The 25712-nt window shown below is 64.4% G+C and carries 29 protein-coding genes and 5 pseudogenes; 11 read left to right on the top strand and 23 right to left on the bottom strand.

Going from position 1 to position 25712, the window contains the following annotated elements; genetic code table 11:
• Positions 1 to 104: 104 nt before the first annotated feature.
• From A7E77_RS18580 to A7E77_RS18365, 5 genes and pseudogenes are all read left to right on the top strand, one after another.
• Positions 105 to 254: pseudogene (locus A7E77_RS18580) on the top strand (hypothetical protein); the annotation flags it as partial.
• 77 nt (positions 255 to 331) lie between these two features.
• Complete coding sequence (locus A7E77_RS18520) at positions 332 to 490, top strand: DUF3768 domain-containing protein (protein WP_017980820.1); 159 nt, start codon at positions 332 to 334, stop codon at positions 488 to 490.
• A gap of 127 nt (positions 491 to 617) precedes the next feature.
• Positions 618 to 875 (top strand): hypothetical protein, encoded by a 258-nt coding sequence (locus tag A7E77_RS16675; protein WP_017980819.1) that lies wholly within the window; start codon positions 618 to 620, stop codon positions 873 to 875.
• A gap of 80 nt (positions 876 to 955) precedes the next feature.
• Positions 956 to 1252, top strand: a pseudogene (locus A7E77_RS18370) (cell filamentation protein); the annotation flags it as partial.
• Between the two features lie 476 nt (positions 1253 to 1728).
• Positions 1729 to 2169 (top strand): hypothetical protein, encoded by a 441-nt coding sequence (locus A7E77_RS18365; RefSeq protein ID WP_226341947.1) that lies wholly within the window; start codon positions 1729 to 1731, stop codon positions 2167 to 2169.
• An 8-nt stretch (positions 2170 to 2177) separates the two neighbouring features.
• Here the strand turns inward: A7E77_RS18365 and A7E77_RS16665 are convergent, their stop codons facing one another.
• Positions 2178 to 2429, bottom strand: a complete 252-nt coding sequence (locus A7E77_RS16665) for a hypothetical protein (RefSeq protein ID WP_063690272.1) — start codon at positions 2427 to 2429, stop codon at positions 2178 to 2180.
• 23 nt (positions 2430 to 2452) lie between these two features.
• Between A7E77_RS16665 and A7E77_RS18575 the strand changes: the two genes are divergently transcribed.
• Positions 2453 to 2635 carry a hypothetical protein gene (locus A7E77_RS18575; RefSeq protein WP_026151876.1) on the top strand — a complete coding sequence of 61 codons (183 nt, stop codon included), beginning with the start codon at positions 2453 to 2455 and terminating at the stop codon, positions 2633 to 2635.
• Positions 2636 to 2758: 123 nt separating this feature from the next.
• On the opposite strand, the gene A7E77_RS16655 is transcribed toward A7E77_RS18575, so the two are convergent.
• From A7E77_RS16655 to A7E77_RS18515, 16 genes and pseudogenes are all read right to left on the bottom strand, one after another.
• Complete coding sequence (locus A7E77_RS16655) at positions 2759 to 3367, bottom strand: DedA family protein (protein WP_017980815.1); 609 nt, start codon at positions 3365 to 3367, stop codon at positions 2759 to 2761.
• A 12-nt stretch (positions 3368 to 3379) separates the two neighbouring features.
• Entirely contained in the window at positions 3380 to 3847 is a 468-nt protein-coding gene (locus A7E77_RS16650) for a hypothetical protein (RefSeq protein ID WP_226341942.1), read from the bottom strand.
• A 7-nt stretch (positions 3848 to 3854) separates the two neighbouring features.
• A complete protein-coding gene (locus A7E77_RS16645; protein WP_017980813.1) occupies positions 3855 to 4310 on the bottom strand; it encodes an MgtC/SapB family protein in 456 nt (151 codons plus the stop codon).
• 216 nt (positions 4311 to 4526) lie between these two features.
• The gene (locus A7E77_RS18130; protein WP_147276299.1) at positions 4527 to 4964 is read right to left on the bottom strand and encodes a hypothetical protein; all 438 of its coding nucleotides are present in this window, start codon (positions 4962 to 4964) and stop codon (positions 4527 to 4529) included.
• Between the two features lie 15 nt (positions 4965 to 4979).
• Positions 4980 to 7479 (bottom strand): annotated as a pseudogene (locus A7E77_RS16640) (heavy metal translocating P-type ATPase).
• Positions 7476 to 8084 (bottom strand): cation transporter, encoded by a 609-nt coding sequence (locus A7E77_RS16635; RefSeq protein WP_017980811.1) that lies wholly within the window; start codon positions 8082 to 8084, stop codon positions 7476 to 7478. The pseudogene A7E77_RS16640 and the gene A7E77_RS16635 overlap by 4 nt, the downstream one beginning before the upstream one ends.
• On the bottom strand, positions 8081 to 8767 hold the full coding sequence (locus A7E77_RS16630) for a ZIP family metal transporter (protein WP_017980810.1): 687 nt from the start codon (positions 8765 to 8767) through the stop codon (positions 8081 to 8083). Before A7E77_RS16630 ends, A7E77_RS16635 begins: the two co-directional genes overlap by 4 nt.
• Before the next feature lie 3 nt (positions 8768 to 8770).
• Positions 8771 to 9163: a hypothetical protein gene (locus A7E77_RS18360; protein ID WP_020486675.1), complete on the bottom strand. Its 393-nt coding sequence runs from the start codon at positions 9161 to 9163 to the stop codon at positions 8771 to 8773.
• Positions 9160 to 10047, bottom strand: coding sequence for a bestrophin family protein (locus A7E77_RS16620; RefSeq protein ID WP_024310664.1), 888 nt, complete (start codon positions 10045 to 10047; stop codon positions 9160 to 9162). The genes A7E77_RS18360 and A7E77_RS16620 overlap by 4 nt, the downstream gene beginning before the upstream one ends.
• A 31-nt stretch (positions 10048 to 10078) precedes the next feature.
• The gene (gene fliE, locus A7E77_RS16615; RefSeq protein WP_017980807.1) at positions 10079 to 10420 is read right to left on the bottom strand and encodes a flagellar hook-basal body complex protein FliE; all 342 of its coding nucleotides are present in this window, start codon (positions 10418 to 10420) and stop codon (positions 10079 to 10081) included.
• A 45-nt stretch (positions 10421 to 10465) separates the two neighbouring features.
• Entirely contained in the window at positions 10466 to 10840 is a 375-nt protein-coding gene (locus A7E77_RS16610; RefSeq protein WP_024310663.1) for a hypothetical protein, read from the bottom strand.
• Complete coding sequence (locus A7E77_RS16605) at positions 10837 to 11325, bottom strand: polyketide cyclase (protein WP_017980805.1); 489 nt, start codon at positions 11323 to 11325, stop codon at positions 10837 to 10839. Before A7E77_RS16605 ends, A7E77_RS16610 begins: the two co-directional genes overlap by 4 nt.
• A gap of 53 nt (positions 11326 to 11378) precedes the next feature.
• Positions 11379 to 14623: pseudogene (locus tag A7E77_RS16600) on the bottom strand (efflux RND transporter permease subunit).
• A 3-nt stretch (positions 14624 to 14626) separates the two neighbouring features.
• Positions 14627 to 15805, bottom strand: coding sequence for an efflux RND transporter periplasmic adaptor subunit (locus A7E77_RS16595; RefSeq protein WP_004212877.1), 1179 nt, complete (start codon positions 15803 to 15805; stop codon positions 14627 to 14629).
• The gene (locus tag A7E77_RS16590; protein WP_017980803.1) at positions 15805 to 17082 is read right to left on the bottom strand and encodes a TolC family protein; all 1278 of its coding nucleotides are present in this window, start codon (positions 17080 to 17082) and stop codon (positions 15805 to 15807) included. Before A7E77_RS16590 ends, A7E77_RS16595 begins: the two co-directional genes overlap by 1 nt.
• A gap of 64 nt (positions 17083 to 17146) precedes the next feature.
• Positions 17147 to 17377, bottom strand: a pseudogene (locus A7E77_RS18515) (hypothetical protein); the annotation flags it as partial.
• Here A7E77_RS18515 and A7E77_RS18120 point away from each other — a divergent pair.
• On the top strand, positions 17294 to 17473 hold the full coding sequence (locus tag A7E77_RS18120) for a hypothetical protein (protein ID WP_192930056.1): 180 nt from the start codon (positions 17294 to 17296) through the stop codon (positions 17471 to 17473). The pseudogene A7E77_RS18515 and the gene A7E77_RS18120 sit on opposite strands and share 84 nt — an antisense overlap.
• Before the next feature lie 37 nt (positions 17474 to 17510).
• On the opposite strand, the gene A7E77_RS16580 is transcribed toward A7E77_RS18120, so the two are convergent.
• Both A7E77_RS16580 and A7E77_RS16575 read right to left on the bottom strand, forming a co-directional pair.
• Positions 17511 to 19478: an FTR1 family protein gene (locus A7E77_RS16580; protein WP_063690266.1), complete on the bottom strand. Its 1968-nt coding sequence runs from the start codon at positions 19476 to 19478 to the stop codon at positions 17511 to 17513.
• Complete coding sequence (locus A7E77_RS16575) at positions 19478 to 20104, bottom strand: cation transporter (RefSeq protein WP_063690263.1); 627 nt, start codon at positions 20102 to 20104, stop codon at positions 19478 to 19480. Before A7E77_RS16575 ends, A7E77_RS16580 begins: the two co-directional genes overlap by 1 nt.
• 75 nt (positions 20105 to 20179) lie before the next feature.
• On the opposite strand from A7E77_RS16575, the gene A7E77_RS16570 reads away from it, so the two are divergent.
• The gene (locus A7E77_RS16570; protein WP_007406847.1) at positions 20180 to 20599 is read left to right on the top strand and encodes a MerR family transcriptional regulator; all 420 of its coding nucleotides are present in this window, start codon (positions 20180 to 20182) and stop codon (positions 20597 to 20599) included.
• Here A7E77_RS16570 and A7E77_RS16565 read toward each other — a convergent pair.
• Positions 20593 to 21111 (bottom strand): PDZ domain-containing protein, encoded by a 519-nt coding sequence (locus A7E77_RS16565; RefSeq protein WP_226341940.1) that lies wholly within the window; start codon positions 21109 to 21111, stop codon positions 20593 to 20595. The genes A7E77_RS16570 and A7E77_RS16565 overlap by 7 nt on opposite strands.
• Before the next feature lie 117 nt (positions 21112 to 21228).
• Between A7E77_RS16565 and istA the strand changes: the two genes are divergently transcribed.
• Positions 21229 to 22740, top strand: a complete 1512-nt coding sequence (gene istA, locus A7E77_RS16560) for an IS21 family transposase (RefSeq protein WP_078462179.1) — start codon at positions 21229 to 21231, stop codon at positions 22738 to 22740.
• Positions 22727 to 23455: an IS21-like element helper ATPase IstB gene (gene istB, locus A7E77_RS16555; RefSeq protein WP_062127353.1), complete on the top strand. Its 729-nt coding sequence runs from the start codon at positions 22727 to 22729 to the stop codon at positions 23453 to 23455. The genes istA and istB overlap by 14 nt, the downstream gene beginning before the upstream one ends.
• A 62-nt stretch (positions 23456 to 23517) precedes the next feature.
• On the opposite strand, the gene A7E77_RS16550 is transcribed toward istB, so the two are convergent.
• The 3 genes from A7E77_RS16550 to A7E77_RS16545 all read right to left on the bottom strand — a co-directional run bounded on the left by A7E77_RS16550 (position 23518) and on the right by A7E77_RS16545 (position 25218).
• Positions 23518 to 24300, bottom strand: a complete 783-nt coding sequence (locus A7E77_RS16550; RefSeq protein WP_226341939.1) for a retropepsin-like aspartic protease — start codon at positions 24298 to 24300, stop codon at positions 23518 to 23520.
• Positions 24301 to 24580: 280 nt separating this feature from the next.
• Positions 24581 to 24802, bottom strand: coding sequence for a GDCCVxC domain-containing (seleno)protein (locus tag A7E77_RS18355; protein WP_078462360.1), 222 nt, complete (start codon positions 24800 to 24802; stop codon positions 24581 to 24583).
• Positions 24802 to 25218: a mercuric transporter MerT family protein gene (locus tag A7E77_RS16545; RefSeq protein ID WP_063690260.1), complete on the bottom strand. Its 417-nt coding sequence runs from the start codon at positions 25216 to 25218 to the stop codon at positions 24802 to 24804. Before A7E77_RS16545 ends, A7E77_RS18355 begins: the two co-directional genes overlap by 1 nt.
• A 62-nt stretch (positions 25219 to 25280) precedes the next feature.
• On the opposite strand from A7E77_RS16545, the gene A7E77_RS16540 reads away from it, so the two are divergent.
• A complete protein-coding gene (locus tag A7E77_RS16540; protein WP_063690257.1) occupies positions 25281 to 25697 on the top strand; it encodes a MerR family transcriptional regulator in 417 nt (138 codons plus the stop codon).
• Positions 25698 to 25712 lie beyond the last annotated feature (15 nt).

Genomic DNA, 25712 nt, shown 5'->3' with positions numbered 1-25712 from the left:
CTTCCCAAGATTCTCGCTCCCCCTCCCCATCCCGTCCTCGCCGGACAGGCAGGGCCGTGAGGCCGAGCGGCCTTGCGGCCCATGCCAACAAGGAGGATCACCCGATGCCGACCCCCGAGCAAATCGACACCATCCGGCGCCTCAACGACGCGGCGCGTACCCACCCCGGCCTCGCGAGCCTCGCCAACGTTACGATGGGGTTCCAGGCACTCTCCGAGCTGGACCGTTTCGCCGCGCTGTTCGCGATCACCCGGTTCACGAAGTTTGACGGCGACAACGACCCTTATGGTGAGCACGATTTCGGCGCGGTCTATAAACTCGCAAGCGGCGCGTGGACGCAGGACCGCCCGACGATGCAAAGGCGATCGTGCAGACGGTGTTCTGGAAGATCGACTATTACGACACGAGCCTCACCTACGGCAGTGACGCTCCGTGGAATTCCGAGCAGACTAAACGGGTGCTGACGATCATGCTGGCCAGCGAATACTAACGCCTATGGCGTAGCGATCCGCGCTCGATTGAGCGCGGATCAACCCTGCCGAAACGGACCTTCGCCAACGTGATTTGTTGAGAAATCGCGAGGGAGCGCGTAGGGTTAACGGCGAAAGGATGACGCGATGGCCCAGATCAATCTCGACACGCTGCGCGAGCGCATCCGCTCCATGGACTTCCAACGCGGCACCCCCGAGCAGATCGCGTTGTGGCGCGAGGACGTAGCAGAGGCGCGCGCCAACCTCGTCATCGAGGACATGACGCCGACCGGTGACGAAGATGCCATGTTCGCCATGATGCTCGATGAGGGTGTTCCCCCTTCGCTCATGCCGTCCATCATCCTCGGCCTCTACAAGCCAGGAACCCACCAGATCGCGGCCTGACCTTGGCAGACGATCCCTACACCTACCCCGGTACGGACACGCTCCGGAACCGGCTTGGGATCACGGACGACAAGACCCTCATGGAGGCCGAGCGGAGGTTGACCTTGGCGCGCGGCGCAGAAGCCGCGCGCCTCACCTTTCCAGCGACGGCGGACGGCTATCGCGCCCTACATCGGCACCTCTTCCAGGACCTTTACGACTGGGCGGGTCAGGATCGCACCGTCAATATCGCCAAGGGCGGCTCCAGTTTCGCGCACGTGCCTTACATCGCGCGCGAGCTCGATAAGCGGTTTGCCGATACGCGGGCGGGCGATGCGCTGAAGGGCCTCGCCCGCGACGAGTTTTTCGACCGGCTCGGCAACCACATCAACGAGATCAATGCCATCCACCCTTTCCGCGAGGGAAACGGGCGGACGATGCGCCACCACGCGGCGCAGCTCGCCCGCGATGCCGGCCATCCCATCAGGATCGCCTCGATCGACAAGACCGCGTGGATGGACGCGTCCCGGCATGGCTTCCTCACCGGCGATCATCGGCCTATGGCCGCGGTGCTCGCCGAGGCGGCGATCCGTCGCGACCTTGCGCCCGAAGCGCGGATCGGTCCCGCCGGGATAGCCTTGCTGCCTCAACGTGCGCCGCCCGAAGGGCAGCGCTACCGGGTGACGCTGACCAAGGCCCGCGAGGAACTGGATCGCTATCTCCCGGCGCCCGCCAGCAGGCGGCCGACCGGCTACGCAGCCTCATTCGAGAAGGCGCCTCCTCCCCGGTCATCGCCAACGCCCGCACCGAGCTGGCCTATGTCCGCCACGCCAAAGGCCCGATCTACCAGTCACACCTTCTCACCTATCTTGGCGTGCGTCAGGTCGATGCGGTCATCACCCCGCAGCAGACCCCGCTTGAGCGCGTCCGCGAGATCGGCGCGGCTCTCGGCGTCCAGATCAATTCGCAGCAGCCAGCGCAGCTCCAGCGCGTGGTTCGCTCGCTGGAGCGGCCGATCCTACCGCCTGGGGCTTCACCAGGTCAGGAGCGGCTCGCCGAGCTGTTCCTGAAGAACACGGCCGAGAAGAACCACGCCGACCCACGTCTCGCGCCCGCCCAGACGATCGTCGACGACGCCATGCAGAAGGCGCGCGAGCGCGGCGAAAGCGCGCGCATGGTCAACACGGTCGGGGAATCCACTCGCCAGCTTGTCGCCGACCGGATCAAGATCGGGGCCGCGCTCGAAGGGGCGTCCGCCCCGCCGCCCGACCGGAGCACGCCGCCCCCGGATCGTGGCAAGGATCGGAGCCGTTAGGCTTCGCCTTAGCGTTCGGGGCGTCGGGTCGGAAAGACCGGCCCGCGTACCGTCATCCTGGCGGGGTCATAGGGCTTCTGCAGGGCGACGATCTCGTCATAGGTACCGTGCAGCCACGTATTGATGTCCTCGGGATCGAGGATCGTAATTATCGCCTTGGGTGGATCGAGTCTACGAACGTGTTGGGTCGTCAGCGGCCGTTTGCCGTCGCCCAAGTCGTGCTTGTCAGACGTGAACTCGCAAAACTCCGTCAGCGGCACCCTCGCCGCACTGGCCGACCCTCGTGCAGGCGCTTGCGACGGGCGGCTGCGTCCGCAAGGGCGAGAAGGGTTCAGCGGTGATGAGCACCCGCTACTTACTGTTTCCCATTATGTTGATCCTCTCCATATCCCGGCCCAACGCCACTTTCCTCCGTTGCGACGCCATGATTGAAATCCGCTGCGGTGAAGCCTTCCAACCCACCTGATAAGAACGATCGCGTTAGTTGGGGAGATCAGGCGAAAGGCACGAGCGAAACGTGTGATGCGGATAAGCATCGAAGCTGCCATGAGCCAAAGGCCGGCAGGAAACATCGGCCGTAGGCCAGCCATTAATGGCCATCCCTTGATCGCCCGAACATCGCGACCCGCCAAAGATACCAGATGGCAGCCAGCGCGAGCACGGCGTTGCTGATCGGTTCGATGACGCTCGCCACCTGGCTATAGCGCTCGCCCAACTCATAGCCCGCCAGCACGAGGATAACGGTCCATATGGCCGAGCCGGCGAGCGTCGAAACCAAGAACGGGCCGAGGGGCATCCCGCTGACCCCTGCGGGTACTGAAATCAGGGTCCTGACCCCCGGAACCATGCGCCCGAACAGAACCGCCCGACGACCGTAGCGGTCGAACCAGCGGTCGACATGATCGACCTCAACGGGCGTCAACGTCAGCCATCGGCCGTGACGGGCAGCAAAGCGCTTCAATCGATCGATGCCGATCCAACGGCCGACATAGTACCACAGCACCGCCCCTGCAGCCGAGCCGAGGGTGCCAGCGATCGCGACCACCCACAGTGAGCCGCGCCCCTGCGCAGCGGTGTAGCCGGCAAGTGGCAGGATCACTTCCGACGGGATCGGCGGAAAGACGTTCTCGGCCAGCATCAACAGGAAAACGCCAAAGCCGCCGAGTGACGCGAGGATCGATGTTATGATGTCAAACACAAACCAGCCTCGTCAGAAGATCCAATAGGAGATCGCGCAAATCACGAGCAGAAGGGCGACGACCGACCCGACGATCCTATTTTCCAGGCGCGGACATTCCACGTTGCTGATCCGCGCGGCGACCTGCCAAGCGGGTCGGACCGGACACCGCCACGAACCGGCTACGATCCGATCCAGCTCGGCATCCGACAACCCGAAGAACGATTTCGCGTCACCGCGCGGTCGTCCCGCCGACCCCATCACCCGCAGCACCACGTCGTTCCATGCGACATCGATCGCGCTCAGCCGATCGACCATCGCGCCGCGCGCGTCACCGCACGCCCAAGAGGGGACAGCAGACCGATGATCTGGTGGGGATCGCGCTCCAGCAGTGTCGCCCAGCGCAGCAAGCGATGTTGGCGGTCCCGCGCCGCGGTGGTCCTCGCCGGTGCCCGGCGCCGGGTAAGGGGTCGCGCAGGCCACATCCATCGGCTCGCCCAAGAGGTCGTCATGGGCTCGCCGAGGTGCCGACGTTGCCATTGGTGGCGCGCTTGAGCGGACGAGAACAGCGCAGGGTGAGGAAGGTGGTGGCGCTCAGGATGAAGGCGATGTCGTATAGGCCGTAGCCCACGGCCGCGCCGAGCGCCCCAGTCGCCCACAGACTGGCCGCCGTCGCCGTGCCTGACGCCTTGCCGCCCTTTTTCAGGATCGCGCCGCCTCCAATGAAGCCGACGCCCGTAATCAGACCTTCGAGCAACCTGGCTTGCGCTGGAGACGTGCGGCCGAGGATCGCGATGCCCACCAGCACGAAGCCGCAACTGGCGATGGCAACCAACGGGAATGTGCGGATGCCTGCGCTGCGGGCGTCCTTCTCGCGATCCCAGCCAACAGGAAAAGCGAGCGCATAGGCCACGGCGAGGCTGACGATATGAGTGGTTATCTCCCCCCAAGAGCTCTGAAACATGTCTGTCCACCCCTCTTCTGGTCACGTTGATTGCTGTTGCGCCGTCCGGATTGACCGAGAGATCCGGCAGCGTTCCGGAACGTCGCCTTCAAGGGCGGTCCTTTTCTCTCAGTCACGATTCTACACTCCCTTTCCTTCAGGCCTCTCTCCGCTTCAGCCCTCATATCGTTCGATTAGATTCGTTCGTCCCCGAGCCCGTCAGCAGATCAATAGACTTCATTTGGACCGAGATTTTTCGGGTCCAATAAAGTCTAATTTCATACTCACCAATTCATAAGGCGACTTGTTGAACGTGAACGAGAATCCGATTTCCCGTCGACGGGGACCATCAACCATCAATATAAAACGCTCTTTGCATTCGCGATTTCCGGAGGACCACGTGGCGCAAGCTCTCATATATCCGTGAGTCGGATAGTGTCCGATAGAGTGACGAACGTCACCAATAAGCTTAATGCCATTTCCCTTCGCATGTATTTCTGATGAAATGACCATGTTGGGATATTTGCTGGTATTTATGCGCTCAGTTAATATAGAAGGCGAGCATGCTACATTGATGGTGAAGATAATAAGTAATGCAAATAGAGAAATCTTTTGCATTGTGATTACTCCAGAGCTGAATGCAATTTGCAATAGGCAATTCAGCAGGGTCGCCATGTTAGATGCGCGCCCTCAAGCAGCGTTAGTCGCCGGATCGCGGTAGGCGAGCAGCCTGAGCGCATTGATGACGACGAGCAGTGTCGATCCCTCATGAACCGCTACCGCCGGCCCAATCCCGAGACCGAGGATGGTGGCAGGCACTAGGAAGGCGACGACACCCAAGCTGACAAAGACATTCTGCCGGATGATTCCACGGGTATGCCGACTAAGGCCCACCGCGAATGGCAGGTGCGCCAGATCGTCAGCCATCAGGGCAACGTCGGCTGTCTCTAATGCAACATCCGACCCCGCCGCGCCCATCGCGATGCCGACTGTGGCGCTTGCCATCGCTGGCGCGTCGTTCACGCCGTCGCCCACCATCGCGACCTTATCTTCGCCGGCGAGTTTCTTGATCGCGGCAACCTTGTCTTCAGGCATGAGGTCGCCCCACGCTTCATCGATCCCGACTTCGTTGGCGATCGCTTCGGCGACTTTCTGGTGATCGCCCGAGATCATTATCATCCGCGACACGCCCATCTCGTGCAGCCGGCGCAGCGCGGTCTTGGCAGCTTCGCGGGTGTATCCATCAGGCCGATCGCACCCAGGTCGCGATCTCCCTTGCGGACGACCATCGTCGTGCGGCCGTTCTCGCGCAGCTTCGCGATCGCGTCCTGCGCCCCCTGCCCCAGCGCCGGAATACCTTCCTTCCCGAACATCTCGGCCTTGCCGATCCACACCGTCTTGCCATCCACGCTCGCGGTGACGCCCCGACCGGTCAGGCTTTTGAGGTCGCCGGCAATCGGCTCGGCACGATCGTTCAAACGTTCGCGGCCGTCCTTGACGATCGCTTGGGCCAGAGGATGGTCGCTCAACGCTTCGACGGCGACGGCCAGCGCCAGCAGCTCGCCTTCATCGGCACCATCGACGGGCACGACATCAGTGATGCGCGGACGACCTTCGGTCAGCGTGCCCGTCTTGTCGAAAGCGATCGCTTTGAGCGACCCGAGGTTTTCGAGTGGTGCACCGCCCTTCACGAGCACGCCGCCCCGCGCTGCACGGGCAACGCCCGACAGGACGGCACTCGGCGTTGCGATTGCGAGCGCGCACGGGCTTGCCGCCACCAACACCGCCATCGCGCGATAGAAGCTGTCGCGGAACGGCTCGTCGACGACCACCCATGCGAATAGCAGGAGCACCGACAGGATCAGGACAGCAGGTACGAAGATCCGCTCAAACCGATCGGTGAAGCGCTGCGTCGGCGACTTCTGCGTCTCCGCTTCGCTCACCATCTTCACGACCTTAGCAAGCGCGCTTTCATTGGAACGGCGTGTCACCTCGATCTCGATCGCGCCGCCGCCGTTGATTGTACCGGCAAAAACCCGGCTTTCCGCGTCCACTGCATCAGGCTTTGCCCGCGCCGCTGCGGCATCGGCGACCGGCACCTTGTCGACCGGGATGCTTTCACCCGTCACCGGGGCCTGGTTGATCGCGCTGGTGCCTTTGATGACGAAGCCGTCAGCAGGCAGGCGCTCGTTCGGGCGGACGATGGCAATGTCCCCGACGACCATCTGCTCGACCGGGATTTCGCTGGTCTGCCCGTCGCGTCGCACGGTCGCGGTTTCGGGCGCGAGCTTCGCCAGCGCCTCGATCGCCTTCTTGGCGCGGCCCATCGCGTAATGCTCAAGCGCATGGCCAAGGCTGAACAGGAACAGCAGCAGCGCGCCTTCGGCCCATGCGCCCAGCGCCGCGGCGCCGGCGGCAGCGACCAACATCAGCGTGTCGATCTCGAACTTCTTCATCCGAAGGTTGTCGATCGCCTCGCGCAGCGTGAAGAATCCGCCGAAGAAATAGGCCGCGACATAGCAGGCGGTGGGCAGCCACTCCGGTACGCCGGCAACCAGCCTCTCGATCGCATAGCCGATCCCCAGCAGTGCGCCGCAGGCGAGCGCGAAGATCAGCTCGGTGTTGGGGCCAAGAAACTCGGCATGGCTATGGTCGTGGCCATCGCCAGGACCGTGCTTCTCCTCGTCCGCGCCGTGGCCACCCGGCCCGTGGTCATGGCCAGCATGGTCGTCAGCCGCGACCCGCTTGCCTACACCGACCTTCAGCTTGCGAAGTGCGGCGCGGACCTCCTCTTCGGTGGTCTCCCGGCGATCATACTCGACCCGAACCGAGCCGCTGGTGCTGGCGCTTGCCTGGACGACGCCGGGCAAGGCGCACAGCGCATCGCTGACGGTCCGCGCCCGGCGCGCGTGATTGATACCCGTCACCTGCCAGATCGCATGACCGTAGCGTTCGGTGATTTCGGCACCAGCGGCGCGCACCATTTCGCGCAAGCGGGCAGCGGCAGTTTGGCGGCGTCAAAATGGATGCACAGCGCCGCCGGCGTGTCGCCGTCGACGCAGATCACATGGGCCCGCTCGACGCCTTCGCGTTTCGACAGGGTCGACACGAGACGGTCCAGACAAGCGTCGGCCGCGTCAGGAAGGTCGGGCAGCAGGACCGGAATATCGAGTTCGAGCTTGTCGTTCATGACGACCTCCTTTCCCTTTTCTTGGTTTCGGCGCGCGCGTCGCGCAGGATTTCGACACCGCCCTTGATGGCGATGATGGCAGTGGCGAAGCCGACCAGCAGGTCCGGCCAGTTGGTGCCCAGCCACAGCACCAGCACGCCGGCGATCAGGATGCCGCCATTGGAAATGAAGTCATTGAAGCTGAAGGTGGTGGCGGCCCGAAGGTTGACGTCCGGATCCTTGAGCCGCTGGAGCAGCCGCAGGCACAGGTAGTTCACGACGCCAGCGATCGCCGACATGACCATCATGGTCGGTCCGATCGGCTCGCTGCCCTGAAGGTAGCGCCGGCCAACGTCGATCAGGATGCCGCCCGCGAAGATCAGCAGCATGACGCCGGAGGCCGTCGCCGCTCGCGTCTTCCATGTCTCGCCCCGGGTGAGCGCCACGAGGCTCAGCGCGTACACGGCGGTATCCGACAGGTTGTCGACGCCGTTGGCGATCAGCGCGCTCGAATCCGCGAAGAAGCCGGAAATAAAGAAGCCAGCCGCGATTGCCGCATTCAGCAGCAGGACAATCCAGAGCGTACGACGCTCTCGCCCGCCATTATTGTCATTGTTCGGGATCATCCCATGATCTCCTCAAGCGTCAGCAGGGCGAGGAACCCCACGAAGAACATCGAGCTGATGAGCGGGGTGTCAGGCTTCTCGTGCGCCTCGACCAGCAACTCCTCCGTGACGAGATAGAGCAGCGCCATCAGACCAAAGCTCAGGAAGCCAGCGACCATTACCGGCGAAAGCGTGGCGACAGGAACGGCCGCGAGCGCGCCGATCGGCAGCAGCAACGCCAATGCCGAAACGATCACGATGATGCGCAGGCGCGAGCGATAGGTTTCCGCCAGCTCGTCGGTCAGCGTCAGACCCAGGAAGAGCACTTCGAGCGTAAGCGCGATCGTCAGCAGGAACCCTGCCTTCTCGCCCGCGACGAACGCGAGGCCGAGCACCAGGCCATCAACCAGAATGTCGATGCCGATCGCCGCCAGCAACGCCATCGGTCCCTTGAAGCGGGCCTCGAAAGCCTTGAGCCCCAACATCGTCGCGACACCCGCCGCCCCACCGATCAGCGTCGCGCTGGGCGAAGCCTCATGCTTGACCTGCGGCAGGATTTCGGTCGCTGCCGCCGCAAACACGACGCCGGCGGCGAGATGCTGTAGGCCCGCCACGAGGCCAGGATTCAACTTGGTGCGGCTCGCAATGATCGCGCCGAGCACGACCGCCAGCACAGGCGCAAGCGTGTAGAGCAATGCTTGCATATGCTATGATCCCTCCGGGGTTCGGTGACAGACGCGGATCTTCCCGCCCTGCGTGAAGGCGATCGACCCACCCGCCACGACTGCCCGCGACCGGTCGCCGCGAAACTCATCGCCCGTTCGTTGCGCGTGCAGGATCTCGGTCCTGCCGTTGGGCAGCCAGGTGACAGCCATCTTCAGGCCGTCGTCGATGAAGTCGACATCGGCGCGCGATCCGTCGTCGCAATACATGATGCGTTGCGCGATCAATCGGGGCGTCAGATGCGTTTCATGCGCCGGCTCGACAGGTTCGCTCGGCGCGGGATTGCACGCTCCGGCGACCATACCCGCGAACAGAACGGCGCCGATGCGCGCGGCTGTCAGGCAAGGCAGGTAACGCAAAGCGCGCACCGCACTCACCACAGCACGCCGTGATCGGGCGTCAGCGGCTCAGGGGCTGGCAGTCCCGCCGTCTGAAGAAGGTCGATCTCGATCGTGCGGCACATGGCCGTGAGTGGGACATCGTGGACGCTATTGGCGAACGGATCGGTCAGATCCTCGCCGATGCTCAGCACCGCGAGGAAGACGAGTCCGATCAGCGTCGATCCGATCGGCGTGGCAAGGCCCAGAGATTCGACCAGCGCGATCGGGAGCAGCACGCAGAACACGCGCGTGAAAAGGTTCGGGAAGAACCTAAAGCCATTAGGCAGCGGCGTGTTCTTGATCCGCTCCATGCCGCCTTGGGCATTGGCGATGTCGATCAGGACGCGCTCGACAGTTGCCTGCTGGATCTCAGTGGTCCGACCTTCCGCGAGCGCGTCGGCGTAGATGCCCGATATGTCTTCCAAGAGCGCGTTGGCAGGGTTCAGGCGACCGACCGCCATATCGGCGACGTCCGTTCCGGCGACCCGAGCAATCTCTTCATAGGGCGACTGTCGGCGAAGCTGGCAGCGCATCGAGTGCGCAAAGGCGATCTGCCGCAGAATGATGTTGTGCCGCATCTCACTGCCCTCGGGTTCCCCCTTGGTCAGGCTGCGCGTGATCCGGGCCAGGCTGCGCGACGCATTGATGAGCGCGCCCCAAAGGGTTCGCGCTTCCCACCAGCGAGCATAAGCAGCGTTGGTGCGGAACCCCATGAAGAGCGCGATGGCAGTGCCGAAAAGCGCCGTCGGCAAAGGCGGTTCCTTAATCGGGGTCATTATGTGGAATGCCGTCACGGCTACGTCCCACACGAACAAGATCGTGAGCGGCTTCCAAACCTCGACAATGATCTGCCTAAACCGTGGTCTCGCGCCAACAATCATATCAACTTTGCCCTAAATCCCTTTGCGATCGTTATCCAATCGGCATGTTCATGATGTCCCGATAAGCGGACAGCAGCTTGTTCCGGACTTGCAGGGTCGCTTCGAAAGTTATGGATGCGCGGCTCTGGATGAGCGCGACGGTTGCAATGTCGGTGGTTTCGCCACGCTCATATGCTTCCGTGACGACATCCTCTTGCTCCTGGGTCTCGTTGACCTTCGCGACCACGGCATTGAGGGTGTCGGCGAAGTTCGACGCCGGAGCGGTGGGCGTCACGCCGGGCGGTGCCGTCGGCTGTGCCTCGCGCAAAGCGCGGCTTCGCGCGATCACTTCGGCGCGAATGACCATCACATTCGAGATCGACGTGTCAGACATCGCTTCTCTCCCGTTGCAGCGCGACGTGTCGGAAGACAGGACGGTTCATCTGGCGCCCTCCCGTTCGCAGGTCCGGGTCCGGCCATCGCCTTCCACGATGGTGAGCTGCGTTCCTTTGAAGGTCGCGGTGGCCGTCTCGCCGACATACTGGAGGCCCTGCGCTGGAGCGGTCAGTGTCACGGGCGTCCCGCTGCCAGAACGCCGCAAATCGATCTGCAGGCCGTTGTCCTTGAAATCGACGAACAGCGGTTCCCGGTCGGAACAGCGATAGGGGTGTCGCCCCATTTCCCCAGTCGCCACAGCGCTGTCGGACGAATGGATTTCTTGCTCCGTTGGGGGAGCCGGCGGCTTGCTTTCCGAGCAAGCTGCCAACCCGGCAACGAGGATGAGGGCGGGTAGTACCCGGATCCCAGGCATCATCGCGCCTTCCTCCTGTAGCGGGAGGGGACGCGCTGACGATTGATCTCACGGGCAGGCTGACCCACCCGCCAGCGCAGATAGGTTGCGAGGCGGTCGTCGGCCTCGATCATCAGGGACCGCAGGCGGCGCAACATCATCGCCGCGAACGGCAGAGAGAGCGCCCCGCGCAGCGTGCAGCTATGTGTTAGCCTGGTGCCACCGTCGTCCCCTGCCAGCTCGTACCGCTCTTCGAGCGTGAACAGATAAGGGATGCCGCAGGACCAAGCGAAGGCGTGCGGCTTATCGAATTGATCGACCCGGGCCGGCGTCCGAATTGGCCGGGTGATGCCCTGGATCGCGAAGGTACATTCCGTCTCGCCAAGCAGGCACGGGTTGTCGAGGAATGCGAGCGGACTCCAAGCCCGACGATGATCCGGATCGGTGATCGCCGACCAGATCCGCAGTGGCCCGCCGTGAAGCATTGAGCTGGTTATGGTGCGAGGCATATCCCCATCTCCCAGAGATGAGCGGGGCGATCGCGGACCGCCCCGCTCACCCATCAGGCCAAGTTGTTCACGAAGGTCTGACCGTGGTCGTCCCCTTCATGCTCCTCATTGTAGTGCTCGGGATTCTCGATCACTTTCTGCCCGAACCGGGCATAGAGCGTCGGCAGAACGAACAGCGTCAGCAGCGTCGCCGAGATCAGGCCGCCGATGACGACGGTCGCCAAGGGCTTCTGCACCTCCGCGCCCGCGCCCTCGCCAAGCGCCATCGGCACGAAGCCGAGGCTGGCGACAAGCGCGGTCATGACGACAGGCCGCAGACGCTGCATTGCGCCGACATGGGCCGCCTCTTCGCGCGATAGCCCCGACCGGATCAGATCCTGGATCGAGCTGACCATCACGAGGCCGTTGAGGACCGCGATGCCCGACAGGGCGATGAAGCCCACCGCCGCCGAAATCGAAAAGTCCATGCCTCGCAAGAAGAGCAGCAGGACACCGCCCACCAGCGCGAAGGGCACGCCGGTGAAGACGATCGCGGCATCGCGGACCGATCCCAATGCGCCATAGAGCAGCAACAGGATCAGGATGAAGCAGGCCGGAATAACCAGCTTCAGCCGCTCGCTTGCCGATTGCAGGTTTTCGAATTGGCCGCCCCATTCGAGATAGGTACCGGCAGGCAGCCGAACCTGGCTGGCGATCGCTGCCTGCGCATCCGCAACCACCGATCCGACGTCGCGGCCACGCACGTTGGCTTGCACCACCACGCGCCGTTTGCCGTTCTCGCGGCTGATCTGGTTGGGACCGTCGACCACCTTGATCTCGGCGACGCTGGACAGCGGCACATAGCCGCCGCCTGCGACCGGCACCTGCACCTGCTGGAGCAGGCCGATGTCGGCGCGCTGCGCCTCAGACAGGCGGATCACCACCGGGAAGCGACGATCGCCCTCGAAGATCTGGCCCGAGGTCCGCCCGCCGATCGTGGCAGTCACGGTGTCCTGCACGTCTTGCGCCGTGACGCCCAGGCGCGCCATCGCGTCACGATTGACGCGGATGTCGAGCATGGGAAGACCTGTCGTTTGCTCGACTTTCACGTCCGCGGCACCCTGCGTCTTACGCAGCGTCGCAGCGATTTGCTCGGCCGTCCGGTTCATCTGGTTGAAGTCGTCCCCGAACACCTTCACCGCGATGTCACCGCGCACGCCGGCGATCAGCTCATTGAAGCGCATCTGGATGGGCTGGGTGATCTCGTAGGCATTGCCCGGGATCTTCGCGAGCTTACCCTCGATCCGGCTCACCAGCTCCTCCTTGGGAAGCTCAGGATTCGGCCAATCCTTGCGCGGCTTCAGGATAACGAACATGTCGGTTGCGTTCGGCGGCATCGGGTCGGCCGCCAGCTCGGCGGTGCCCGTCTTGGAATAGACGAACTGCACCTCCGGCTGCTTCGACATCATTCGCTCGATCGGCACCTGCATCGCCTGGCTCTGCTGGACCGACGTCGCCGGAATACGGAGCGACTGGATCAGCAAATCGCCTTCATCGAGCTGCGGCAGGAACACCGAGCCGAGCGTGGTGAAGGCCAGCGCCGCCACCACAAGGCTCGCGACACCCGCCCCGATCGTCACGGTCGGACGCTTCATCGCCCGATCAAGACCAGGTTCGTAGCGCTTCTTCAGCCACGTGATAATGCGGCCGTCCTTCTCCTCAACCTTCTTCGATAGCCAGATCGCGATCATCGCCGGCACGAAGGTGAGAGAGAGGATGAAGGCGAAGGCGAGCGCGATGATGACGGTGAGCGCCATCGGCACGAACGTCTTGCCCTCCACGCCGGTCAACGTGAGCAGCGGCACATAGACAAGGATGATGATCGCCTGCCCGTACACCGAGGGACGGATCATCTCACGCGCAGCGGAAGCCACGGTCGCGAGCCGTTCCTTGACGCTGAGCAATCGTCCTTCATGATGCTGTTGCTCGGCAAGCCGGCGCAGCGCGTTTTCGACGATGATGACAGCGCCATCGACAATCAGACCGAAGTCCAAGGCGCCGAGGCTCATCAGATTGGCGGAGACACCGGCACGCAGCATCCCGAAGCCGGTCAGCATCATGGTAATCGGGATGACCAGCGCCGCGATCAGGGCCGCACGGAAGTTGCCGAGCAGCAGGAAGAGCACGACGATGACCAGCACCGCGCCTTCGGACAGGTTTTTCGCGACCGTCTTGATCGTCGAATTGACTAGCTCGGTGCGGTTCAGCACCGGCTGAATTACGACGTCAGGAGGCAGCGAAGCGTTGATCGTCTTCAGTTTCTCAGCGACCGCGGTCGACACGATGCGGCTGTTCTCGCCGATCCGCATGATCGCCGTGCCGACGACGACTTCGGTACCGTTCTCCGATGCCGAACCCATGCGGATCGCCTGACCCGTCTTCACAGTCGCAACTTGTTCGACCGTGATCGGCACGCCGTTACGTGTCGCGATCACGGTCCTGGCCAACTCGCTGGCATTGCGAACGAGCGCATCCGAGCGAACAGCCAGACCTTCGCCATTGCGATTGACGAAGCCACCGCCGACGCTGGTGTTATTGCGCTCCAGCGCATTTCCCAGGTCCGTCAGCGTGATGCCGAGCGAGGCCAGCTTCTGCACGTCGGGCACGACGAGGAACTGCTTGGCGTAACCGCCAATCGAGTCGACACCGGCGAGGCCCGGTGTGGTCTTCAGAAGCGGCGTCACGATCCAGTCCTGCGCGGTGCGCAGGTAGGTCGCCTTGTCCTCTTCGGTCGTCAGTCGCTCGCCCTCTGGCGTGATGTAGCTGCCATCGGGCTGTTGGCCCGGTTCACCGGGCTTGTGCTTGTCGTCCTCGCGATGATCGAGACGAACGGTGTACATGTACACCTCGCCCAGGCCTGTCGCGATCGGACCCATTTCAGGGTTCACGCCGTCGGGCAGATTCTCTTGCACGCCCCGCAGACGCTCGCCCACCTGCTGGCGGGCGAAATAGATGTCCGTCGCGTCCGAAAAGACCGCCGTGATCTGCGCGAAGCCGTTGCGGCTCAACGAGCGCGTATATTCCAGGCCGGGGTGCCGGCGAGCGCGGTTTCGATTGGAAACGACACCTGCTTCTCGACCAGCTCGGGCGAGAGGGCAGGCGCGCGGACGTTGATCTGGACCTGATTGTTGGTGATGTCCGGCACCGCGTCGATCGGTAGCCGGTAGAGGGAAAAGGCGCCGATGGCGGCGACGATGACGGTGAGGAGCAGGACTAGCCAGCGCTTCTCGACCGCCCAGGTTACGATACGGGCGATCATGGCTTAATCCTCGTGGCTCGCTTCGCCCTTGCCGATCTCGGCCTTGAGCGTGAAACTTCCGGTGGTGGCGATCTGTTCGTTGCCGGTCAGGCCCGACCGGACGATCACCGTGTCGCCCGACGCATCGCCGAGCTGGACCGGGGTCGCCTTGAAGCCGGTGGGCGTGCGCACGAACACGACCGACTTGCCCTCGAAACTCTGGACCGCCGTCGTCGGCACGCGGACCGCCCCGCTCCCGCCGCTGCCCGTGAGCTGCACGGCTGCCGTCACAGGCTCGCCGACCCGCCATTCGCCACCGCGATTGTCGAGCGTGGCGAGCGCCGGCACGAGCCGCGTCTGCGGATCAAGCGCCGGCGACACGAAGGTCACGCGGGCGGTCGCCTGACGGCCTGCCGCCTTCACCAGCACCGTATTGCCGGGACGCACCCGGCCCGCATCCTCGGGCTTGAGATTAAGCGCGATCGACACCTGGCTCAGGTTGGCGATGCGATAGAGTTCGGCATCCGCCGCGACCGTTTGTCCCAGCGTCACGGGGCGCGCAATGATCTGGCCCGAGATCGGCGCGGCAATGCCGAGCCGGTTGAGCCCGCCGCCGCCGACACCCGCCGCCGAAACCATGCTCTGCGCCTGCGTCAGGGCGATCCGCGCCTCCGTCGCCGCTGTGCGGGCGGCGATCAGATCCTGTTCAGGGGAGACTCTCTGCGCGAACAGCCGCTGTTCGCGCGCGAGGTTCGAATTAGCGAGCTGAAGCCGCGCCCGCGCCGCCTCGACCTCGCCCTTGATCTGCGCCGCCTCGCGGCTTTCGATGACAGCAATGGTCTGGCCGCGTCCGACCGATTGGCCGAGGTTACGGGTGAGCGCGACCACGCGTCCCGCAATTGCGGCCGAGACGACCTGCGTTCCCTGTGGGTCGCCCTCGATGATCGCGGGCAGCTCGATCGTCCCGGCCCCGCCGATGATCGGCCGTCCGACCTGGACGCCCGCTGTGGCGATCTGGTCGGCACCCAATGTGACAACGCCTTCACCGGCATGACCGCCTTCAGCACCGCCCTTTTCCGTGCCCGCTGCCGTCTCATTGGCAGCTGCGCCTTCGGCAGTTGCCTCGTTTCCGCCATCCTTGCCGCCGCAGGCAGCCAAGAGCAGGGCGAGCGACGCCGCGCCCGCGAGATAAAAGCTCTTCATCACTGATTCCCCCCATTGGGCGCAGGAGCGGTCAGTCGCTCCACTTGCGCGCGGGCATTCTGGTAATTGGCAAGCGCGTCGATCGCGGCGACCCGCGTTTCGGCGAGCGTGCGTTCAGCATCGAGCAATTCGAGCTGGCCGAACTTGCCCTCGCGATAGCCGATCCGCGCGATGCGGGCGGCCTCCTGTGCAGCCGCCAGCGCCGGCCCCGACGCCGCACGAGCCGTCGTTGCGGCATTGGCCGCCTGCGCCTGCGCGTCCGTGATCGCCTGTTCGATGTCGAGCGCGGTCACGCGGCGCTGCGCATCCGCCTGGGTCCGCTGCGCGGTCGCCTGCGCAATCGCGGCGCGACCATTGTTGAACACCGGGATCGGGATCGACACGCTGAACACCGCCGCCATGTCGTTGGTCGCTTCCAGGCGGCGGATCGACGGCCCGACGTTCAGGTCAGGCACGCGATTGGCGCGCGCGAGCCGCACGCCGGCTTCGGCAATGGAGAAATCCGCGTTGGCTGCCGCCAGCGCGAGTGTGCCGGTCGTGTTGACCGGTGCCAACGGCCCATAGACGTTCACACCGGGAAGGCGATCGAGCAGCGTGTCATCGAGCAGGCCGTCGATCGGCCGTCCGATCCGACGCGCCAGATTGGCGCGGGCCGCCTCGGCCAAGCGAAGCTGCCGTTCCACATTGGCGTCGGCATTGATACGCGCGACATCCGCGCGCTGTTGCTCGAGTGGCGATGCCCGCCCTGCCTGCACGCGAACGCTCGCGGCCCGCAGCGCATCGCTGGCGATCCGGGCCTGATCGCGGGCTGTCATTACCCGGCGATCGGCCGCGACCGCTTCGACATAGAGCTGCGTTACCTGAAGCCGGACATCCGCCGCGATGATCGCGGCCTGGATCTCGGCCCGGGACAATTGCGCATTGGCGACCGCGACGCGGGCGCCGCGCTTGCCGCCTAGCTCGATCGGGATCGCAAAGCCGACCGTGGTTTCCGCGCTGCGGACCCCCCGATACGGCCCGGAGCCGATGACATTCTCGACTTGGCCTTGAACCACCGGATTGGGCCGCAAGCCGGCGACTGTGCGACCTGCACGGGCCGCGTCGATTCCAGCTGTCGCCGCTTCCGCAGCAGGGGCCGAACCGCCCGCTGCACTGACCGCTTGGTCAAGCGTGTAGACCGGCGCATCCTGCGCAACAGGCGCGGACGGTCCGACCTGCGCCTGCGCCATCGTGGCGCAAGACGCTGCGGCCAGCATGGCCGCGAGGATACGATTCATGAAAATAGGACTCCTGACGATGATCGACAGGGCGCGCCAACGCACGCCCAAATCGGACGTCAGGCTTGGGGGGCCTCAAATGGACCATGCCGGTGCGGCCGTCGAGCGACGCAGAGGCGGAGATTGTCGGCTTGGGCACTGTGAGGACGGGGGTATATTCCATCGTCGTGCGCGCAGGCGCGCCGACGTCGTGTCCGTGACAATAATTGTGATGATGCGGGACATTCTTGTCCGAGTCCGATGGCACCTGATCGATGTCACCGGCGGTATGGACCGTGAACTCAACGCCCGCGATGCTTCCCCCCGCCAGATCGGCGGCATGGGCCATGCCGGAGAAGCTGGTCAGGACCAGCATCAGGCATGTCAGGAAAGGCAAAAAGGCTCGCACTAGCTTGCCTCTATCACGGAAGGGTTTTCATGTCATTGCACTAATTCGAACCAAGGGTCACTGAGCCGGAACCCGAGCGGGATCGGTCGCGCCCGTTCCAGGCGAACCCGACCGCAATGGCGACCGCCATCAGGAGTTGCGCCAGCACCGATTGCCAAGTGGGAAACACGCCGAGCATCGACAGCCGTGGCACGTCCGCGAGCGGTGCGATGTTGATAAGGCCGGCTTCCTGGAGCGCGGCGACGCCTTTACCCGCAAGCACGACGGTCAGAACGGCCATGAGCCAGGAGCTATAGCGGAAGAACTGCGCGATCGGCAGCTTGCGACTGTAGCGAAGCATGGCCCAAGCGATCAGGCTGAGCAGTCCAATCGCCGACCCGGCCCCCGCGAGAAGCATCCCGTTGTCACCTTGCGCCGAAAGCGCGGCATAGAACAGGATCGTCTCGAAAACCTCGCGATAGACGACCACGAAGGCGAGTCCGAACAGGAACCAGCCCGACCCGCCCGAGAGCGCCCGCGACATCTTCTCGCGAATATAGCGCTGCCACTGATCGGCTTGCGCCTTACCGTGCATCCAAATCCCGACCGAGAGCAGCACGACCGCGGCGAACAGCGAGCCGAACCCTTCGGTCAGCTCCCGGCTCGCGCCGCTGATCCCGATTGCATAGGTGGCGACCGCCCAGGTGATTCCGCCCGCGATGATCGCGCTGACCCAGCCGCCATGAACGTAGCGCAGCGCCTCGCCGCGGTCGGCTTTACGCAGGAATGCGATCATGGCGACGACGATGAGCAGGGCCTCAAGCCCTTCACGCAGCAGGATCGTGAACGCGCCCAGGAACGTGGACGCCTCGGTGGCGGCATCGGGCGCGAGCGCCGCTTCTGCATCATCGAAAAAGCCGCCCAGCACCGTGACCTTCTCCGCGAGATCATCGGGCGATGCGCCCCGGTCGATCGCGGCGCGGAACTCCCCCATGGCGCCCTCGATTCGGCCCATCAGCGTCGCGTCGCGCGCGGTGAGCGTTGGTTCGATCGGCTCGAACCCATCGAGATAGGCCGAGAGCGCCAGCTCTTTCGCCATGCGCGCATCGCCACGCCGGGCAGCGGCCACGCTTTCGGCGAGCTTGGCGCGGGCGACCACGAGCGAGCCGGGAGCCTGTTGCATCACCTGTTCGGGATGACGACGCAGGAACGCGAGCACGGCTTCAGCCTTGGCGCCGCCGATTGCCGCGCCGAGCCCGGCCGGGGTGAGCGCGACCAGGGCTTTCAGGTCCGGAATGCGCCGGCGAAGTGTCGGGTCGGATTTCCAAAGCTGCTCGCCTTCGCGCGCCTGCGCGTCCGTGAAGGCGAAGCTCCCGGCTCGGAATGCTACCGCCCAGCGCTGATCGTTCGGCAGATCGGCGAAGCTCTGCATCGCCGTCCCGTCGATGCCCTGCGTCACCACCTGATAGAGCGCGAAGACGCTGCGCTGGCGCGCACGTTCGGCATCGGTAAAGGCGATCGGGGGTGTCGCGAGCTTGGCGGCGTCGGGGCCACGGCCGTTGCCCGTCATGCCGTGACAGGACGCGCAGGATTGTTGGAACAGGGCATGGCCGGAGACGAGGTTCGGAGCCTTATCGGGCGCGAGCGGCACCGGGTAGGCGCGCAGCAGATCGGCCGCGAGCCCGTGCGCCAGTGTTGCCACCTGTTCAGTCGATCCCTTTTCCGCGATTACCGCTTGGAGGTTGGCGGCCCGCTGAATGAGGGCTTGGCGCTCCGGCTTCGCCGGCAGGCCTTGAAGCCGTGTCGAGACCGACGCGGCAAACTCATTCATTTCGGCGTATTCCGACGCGCTCTTGATCCGACCGTTCGCGACCGCGCCTCCATAATCGACGGCCATATAGTCGAGCAGCCGCCATGCGGTTTGCACGTCGCCGGGTTCGGCGAATGCCGCAGCAGGGATCAGCAGCGCAGCGAGCGCGGCGAGCAGCCGCAGCGAGAGCATTGCCCGGATCAAGGTGAGCAGACGCACTACCGCTCTCCCAGTTCGCGCCGAGCGCCAGTGACGATTTCATAAGCGGAGTGGAGGAACAGGAGGACGATGAGGCCGGCGACGGCGAGGTCCGGCCAGGCGCTTCCTGTCCACGCCACCAGACCGGCCGCGGCGATCACCGCGACATTGGCGAGCGCGTCGTTGCGGCTGAACAGCCAGATCGCGCGAACATTGGCGTCCCCTTCCCGGAAACGCGCAAGCACCAAGGCGGACACGACATTGATCGCGAGCGCGACAACGCCGATTGTGCCCATCAGTTCGGCATCCGGCGCGGTTGCGTTCAGGGCGCGCCAAATCGCGAAACCGATTACGCCCACGCCAAGCGCACCGAGAAACAACCCCTGCGTCAGCGCGACCTTTGCCCTCGCCCGTGCGGACCAGGCAAGCGCGAGAAGACCGATAAGGCTGATCGACCCGTCCCCGAGAAAATCGAGGGAATCCGCTTTCAGCGCTTGGCTATCGGCGATGAACCCGCCGAACAGCTCGGCGACTCCGAAGCCGAGGTTGAGCACCACGACGGTCAGCAGCGCACGGCGATAGGCCGGATCGGTTTGCGCGCGCGCGGGCTCCCCGTGGCACCCGCAGCTTTCGGTAGAAGCATTCATGCGGCCTTCCTTACCACCTCCAGTCGCTGTAGAAGCAAGCGAAATGTGCGACACGTTCGCATTAGCAAGGATGGCATGATGAAGCCGGTGATGATTGGGCAGCTCGCCAGCGAGACGTCGACAAAAGTGACGACGATCCGGTTTTATGAGTCGATCGGGTTGCTGCGCTCCGCCCCGCGCACGGCGTCGGGCCGTAGAACCTATGATGCCAGCGACATCGAGCGTTTGCACTTCATCCGCAACGGTCGCCGGCTCGGCTTTTCGGTCGACGAAATACGATCGTTGATGGGGCTGGCGCAGAACCCGGACCAGGATTGTGGTGCCGCCTCAGCTATCGCTGCTCAGCACCTCAAGGATGTGGAGGAGAGGCTGGCGCAACTCGCGGTGTTGCGGGATGAGTTGGCAATGCTCAGCCAGAGCTGCACCAAGGCGCGCATGGCCGATTGTCGGATCATGAAGGCGATCGGCAAAGGCCACCCTCAAGCCGATCAGTAATAGTCGGCTAGCCTGAGGTCGCGCACATCACCCGAGGCCATCGTCAGCTTTACGAGGGTGCCAGCAGGCCGGGAGCGCACTTGCCAGAGCTCCCCACGCGTATAGTTCGCATCGATCGAATGGCCGTTCACCGCCACGATCCGGTCGCCGACCGCCCAGCCAGCCTTTTCCGCAGGACTGTTCGCCGCGACATGAACGACGGTAAGCGCCGTTGGTGAAGCTGCGAGGCCAAGACCGCTACGATCCTTCAGCATCGGCAGACGGTGACGAGGATCGATCGGCCGGAGCCACACGAACCCGGCCGTCACATCGAATACCACGTCGAATTGAGCGATCAGCGGTAGGCCGACATTGCCAACCGTGCTGGTGGAGAGCCAAGCTCTCATCCCGAGTGTGGGGACGTTCGAGACGCCAAGCCCTTCAATGTTGATGTTCTGGGTTGTGAAAGCATCGTTGACTCGCACGCCATCGACGCCGCCGATCGCCGCGGTCGAGACGAGCTTCCCGTTCAACTGTGGATCGGCGTGGAAAAGGGACCCCGTTAGCGGGGTGATCGGCGTCGAAAAGGGACCCCTCATCCTGGTGTTCTAGGCTGTTCGCTTGGCGGTGTGTCAGGCGGCGAGATCGGGATGCTGGTATTGGAGACGGTGTTGAGGATCCGGCGCGAGCACGCGTCGGGCAAGGCCATCAAGGCGATAGCGCGGGACCTGCACCTGTCGCGCAAGGTGGTGCGCAAGGCGATCCGGGCGCCGGAAGCGGACATGGGTTATCGGCGAGAGGTGCAGCCGCTGCCGAAGCTGGGGCCGTTTCAGGCGCGACTGGATGCGTTGCTGGAGGAAGATGAGGCACGGCCGCGGCGCGAGAAGCTGCGCCTCACGCGCATCCACGACCTGCTGCTACGCGAGGGGTTCGATGGCTCGTACGACGCGGTTCGCCGTTATGCGGCGCGCTGGCGGCAGGCGCAGCGTCGCGACGTGATGAATGCGCCGGCGTTCATCCCGCTGCTGTTCCGGCCGGGCGAGGCTTACCAGTTCGACTGGAGCCACGAGGACGTCGAGATCTCGGGCAAGCCGATGCGCGTGAAGGTCGCGCATGTCCGGCTGTGCGCGTCGCGGGCAATGTATGTGCGGGCCTATCCCCGCGAGACACAGGAGATGCTGTTCGACGCGCATGCACGGGCGTTTGCTTTCTTCGGAGGCGTGCCGACGCGCGGCATCTACGACAACATGAAGACGGCGGTGACGAGCGTGTTCACCGGCAAGGAGCGGGTCTTCAACCGTCGCTTCCTGGTCATGGCCAACCATTACATGGTCGAGCCGACCGCCTGCTCGCCGGCGTCGGGCTGGGAGAAAGGTCAGGTCGAGAACCAGGTGCAGACCGCACGCGGTCGCTTCTTCCAGCCGCGCCTGCGATTTACCGGCCTCGAGGAGTTGAACGGCTGGCTGGAGGCGGAGTGTCGGCGCTGGGCAGAGTTGCACCAGCATCCCGAGCAGAAGGAGCTGACAGTCGCCCAGGCATGGGCAGCAGAACGGGCGGTGCTCCAGCCTGTTGTCGCACCCTTCGACGGCTTCCACGAGAGCGAGCATGCGGTAAGCGGCACATGCCTCATCAGCTTCGACCGCAACCGCTATTCCGTTTCTGCCAGGGTGGTGCGACGTGCCGTCCAGGTCCGCGCCTATGCCGACCGCATCGTCGTGCGCTGCGACGGTGAAGTCGTCGCCGACCATCCCCGGTTCTTCGGCCGCGACCGGACCATCTACGACCCGTGGCACTATCTGCCGGTGCTGGTGACCAAGCCGGGTGCCCTGCGCAACGGCGCACCGTTCCAGGGCTGGGAGTTGCCGCCTGCGCTGGCACGACTGCGGCGCAAGCTTGGCACCGGCGACGATGCCGACCGGCGGTTCGTGCGGGTGCTGGCAGCGGTGCTCGACGACGGGCTGGAGGCGGTAGAAGTGGCCGTGCGCGAAGCATTGCTGGCCGGCGTCGCCAGCGACGACGTCATCGTCAACATCCTGGCCCGCCGGCGCGAACCGCCGCGACCGCTGACTATTGTCACGCCAGAAGATCTGGCGCTGCGCCATCCGCCCCGTGCCGACTGCAACCGCTATGACAGCCTGCGAGGTCTCCATGCAGCGGCATGAGATGATGACGGCCATGGCCGAGTTGGGGCTGAAGGGCATGGCTGGCGCCTTCGACGAGGCGGTCACTACCGGTCTCCAGCGCAAGCGCACGACCATGGAGGTCCTGACCGACCTGCTGCGTGCCGAGGCGACGCACCGCCATGCAGCCTCGGTCCGTTACCGGATGTCGGCCGCCAGGTTACCCGCGGTGAAGGACCTCGACGCCTTCGTCTTCGGCGACACTCCCATCAACGAGGGACTGGTGCGCTCGCTGTACAGCGGCTCGTTTCTTCCGGGCCAACGCAACGTCGTGCTGGTCGGTGGAACGGGTACCGGCAAGACGCATCTCGCCACCGCCATCACTGCCAATGTGGTACGAGCCGGCGCCCGCGGACGCTACTTCAACACAGTGGACCTGGTGAACCGGCTCGAGGAGGAAACGCGCCTCGGCAAGGCCGGCACGCTGGCGGCCCAGCTTTCGCGCCTCGATCTCGTGGTGCTCGACGAGCTTGGCTACCTGCCGTTTGCACGCTCGGGCGGTCAACTGCTCTTCCACCTCGTCAGTAAGCTCTACGAGAAGACCTCGGTCATCGTCACCACCAACCTGGCCTTTGGTGAGTGGCCGACCGTCTTTGGCGACCCCAAGATGACCACCGCGCTGCTCGACCGCATTACCCACCATTGCGACATCGTCGAAACCGGCAACGACAGCTGGCGCTTCAAACATCGAAGCTGAAGCCTGGGGCACCGGCAGAGAACGCTTCGTGCTGGTTCGCCTCCGGTCGGGCTACGCCCGCCCTACGCCGCAACCAGCACGAACAGTGCGCCCGTCATACCCGTTACGCTGCTCGACGAAGGGGGTCCCTTTTGCACGCCGATAGGGGTCCTTTTTGGACGCCGATTGACACCGTTCAACAGCCCTTGATCGCGGGCATAGGCCGACGAGAGCATCAGCGCGGCCGAGCTGCCAAGATCGATCATCAAGGGCACGGGAGACAGGCCCTCGACGGAGGCCCGGATGAACAGCTCCTGCTTGGCACCGCGCCCGAGCGCGGCAGCGCGCCAATCAGGGCCGGCGAGGAACGTCCCCGACTTGACGACCGCCATACGCCTGTTCGCGAAATCGAGCGCGATGCAGCTGCCCGTGAACATATCGGCACCGAGGAGAATATCGATCGGTCGTCCGAAGGCCGCCGACACAGCACCTAGATCACCGACAACAGCAAAGGGGAGACGACGGGTTTCGCGGGCGAGCTGTACGTCGATGTCGCGGACCAGCAGCACCGGGGCCTTGGCGCTCAGCCCGCTAATCATGCGCCGCTCACCATTGTTCAAGCCGAGCTTCGCCGCGAGCGCCGTGCTCATGATCGACGCGCCGCTGCCACTGTCGAGCACCGCCCGCACCGGCACGCCGCCCACTTGCGCCAAAACAAGGAGGGTATCACCCGTGCCGACTTCCAGCGGCTCCCATTCGAGGTGAGCCGCGCCAAAGTTCCACGAGCCCGCAGACCGGGAAGTCCGTCGCGCGAGCGTTGGAGAACCGAGCACCAAGCCGGTTCCACAGGCCAGCAGCCGCGCCACTAATGAGCGTCGAGACATACCGATTGCTTCAGCACGGGCCGTCAAAAAGCCACCTCCAGCCCCCGTCCGCAGGAGAGCAAATTGCGGTTACATGCTCCAGCCACTGGAGGAGCAAGGGCTTTTTAAGCGCCCGAAATGCTATCCTGTTCAAATGCCCTCTCGAAAATGAGCAGTTGAGGCAGGTCAGAACCGGTCGAATAAGACCGAAGTAGGCAACTTCCGCTTGCGCGACCTTGGGCGAGCAGGACCCCAGTTCACGAAGGAACGTGAAGCTATCGCCTCACCCGCAGCAGCCCGTCACAGTCCCGTTTGCTTTCGCCTCCTGGATTGGAGGGCATGGGACATCGCCAAATGAGCAGAACACGCAGCAGTCGCCGGCCAAGGGCCGCAGCACCACCGCGCAATGCCGGCAATCATAGAAAAACTGGCAGGCGTTGGTGGGCATCCTTTCGGTGGCCACCCCGCCGCATTTGGGACAGGTCAGGGTTGAGGTGAGCTGCATCAGGAAAGCGCGTTCATCAGCGGCGCTTCTAGGAGGTCCCAGGCGAACGCGATAAGCGTCAGAACCGTTCCAATCGCGAGCAGGATAGGTGTCGCGCGCGAGGGCAGCGGCATTGTGCAGGACCGGTCCCCAGCACAGGACCTCCGACGCTGCGCGTAGGCCCACCACCCAGCAGCCAAGCCGATGAGCGAGGTCGCCGTTAGCGGCCACCTTAGTGGCATCAGCGCGGCGAAGTTGCTGGACAGGCCCGCCCCCAGGCCGAGCGCCGCGAGTGCGAGGGGCAGGACGCAGCATGACGCCGCAGCTAGAACAGCGGCTAAGCTCGCAAGCGCGCCGAGGGCGGATAGCCCCGTGTCGGCGCGACGTCGTGACGTTGGTGCGCTTAGGGTTTCACGCGGGATGCTCTCTTGGTTCATCTATCGCCTCTAGCGGGTTAGCCCGTTATGCATCCTGTAGTGACTACAGGAGCAAGCGGTATATGCGCGTTGAGGAAAGCATTGCGATCGGCGAGCTGTCTCGCCGGACTGGCGTGAATATCGAGACGATCCGGTACTTCGAGCGCGTTGGTGTTCTCGCAACGCCACCCCGCACAAGCGGCGGGCGGCGGGTATATGGGACCGGTCACGTCCGCGCACTTGGGTTCGTCCGTCGCGCGCGCGAACTCGGCTTCTCCCCGGCCGAGGTGCGCGCGATCCTGTCTCTTGGCGGTTCTGCGCAGGCGTCATGCAGTGAGGTCCGCGAGATCGCGGCTCACCATCTAGAGCGTGTGCGCGCTAAGATGGAGGATCTGGCGCAACTAGAAAGCCTGCTGGCTGCGACCATCGACCGTTGCGAAGGCGACGGGGCGGCGAGTTGCGCCGTGATCGACTTGCTGGACCAACCTTCGTCTGGGTAGATGTCGCATCGCGCG

The sequence above is a fragment of the Sphingomonas sp. NIC1 genome, assembly GCF_001638925.1.
GTDB lineage: Bacteria > Pseudomonadota > Alphaproteobacteria > Sphingomonadales > Sphingomonadaceae > Sphingomonas > Sphingomonas aquatilis.
This window is presented reverse-complemented; position numbering and strand designations above follow the sequence as displayed.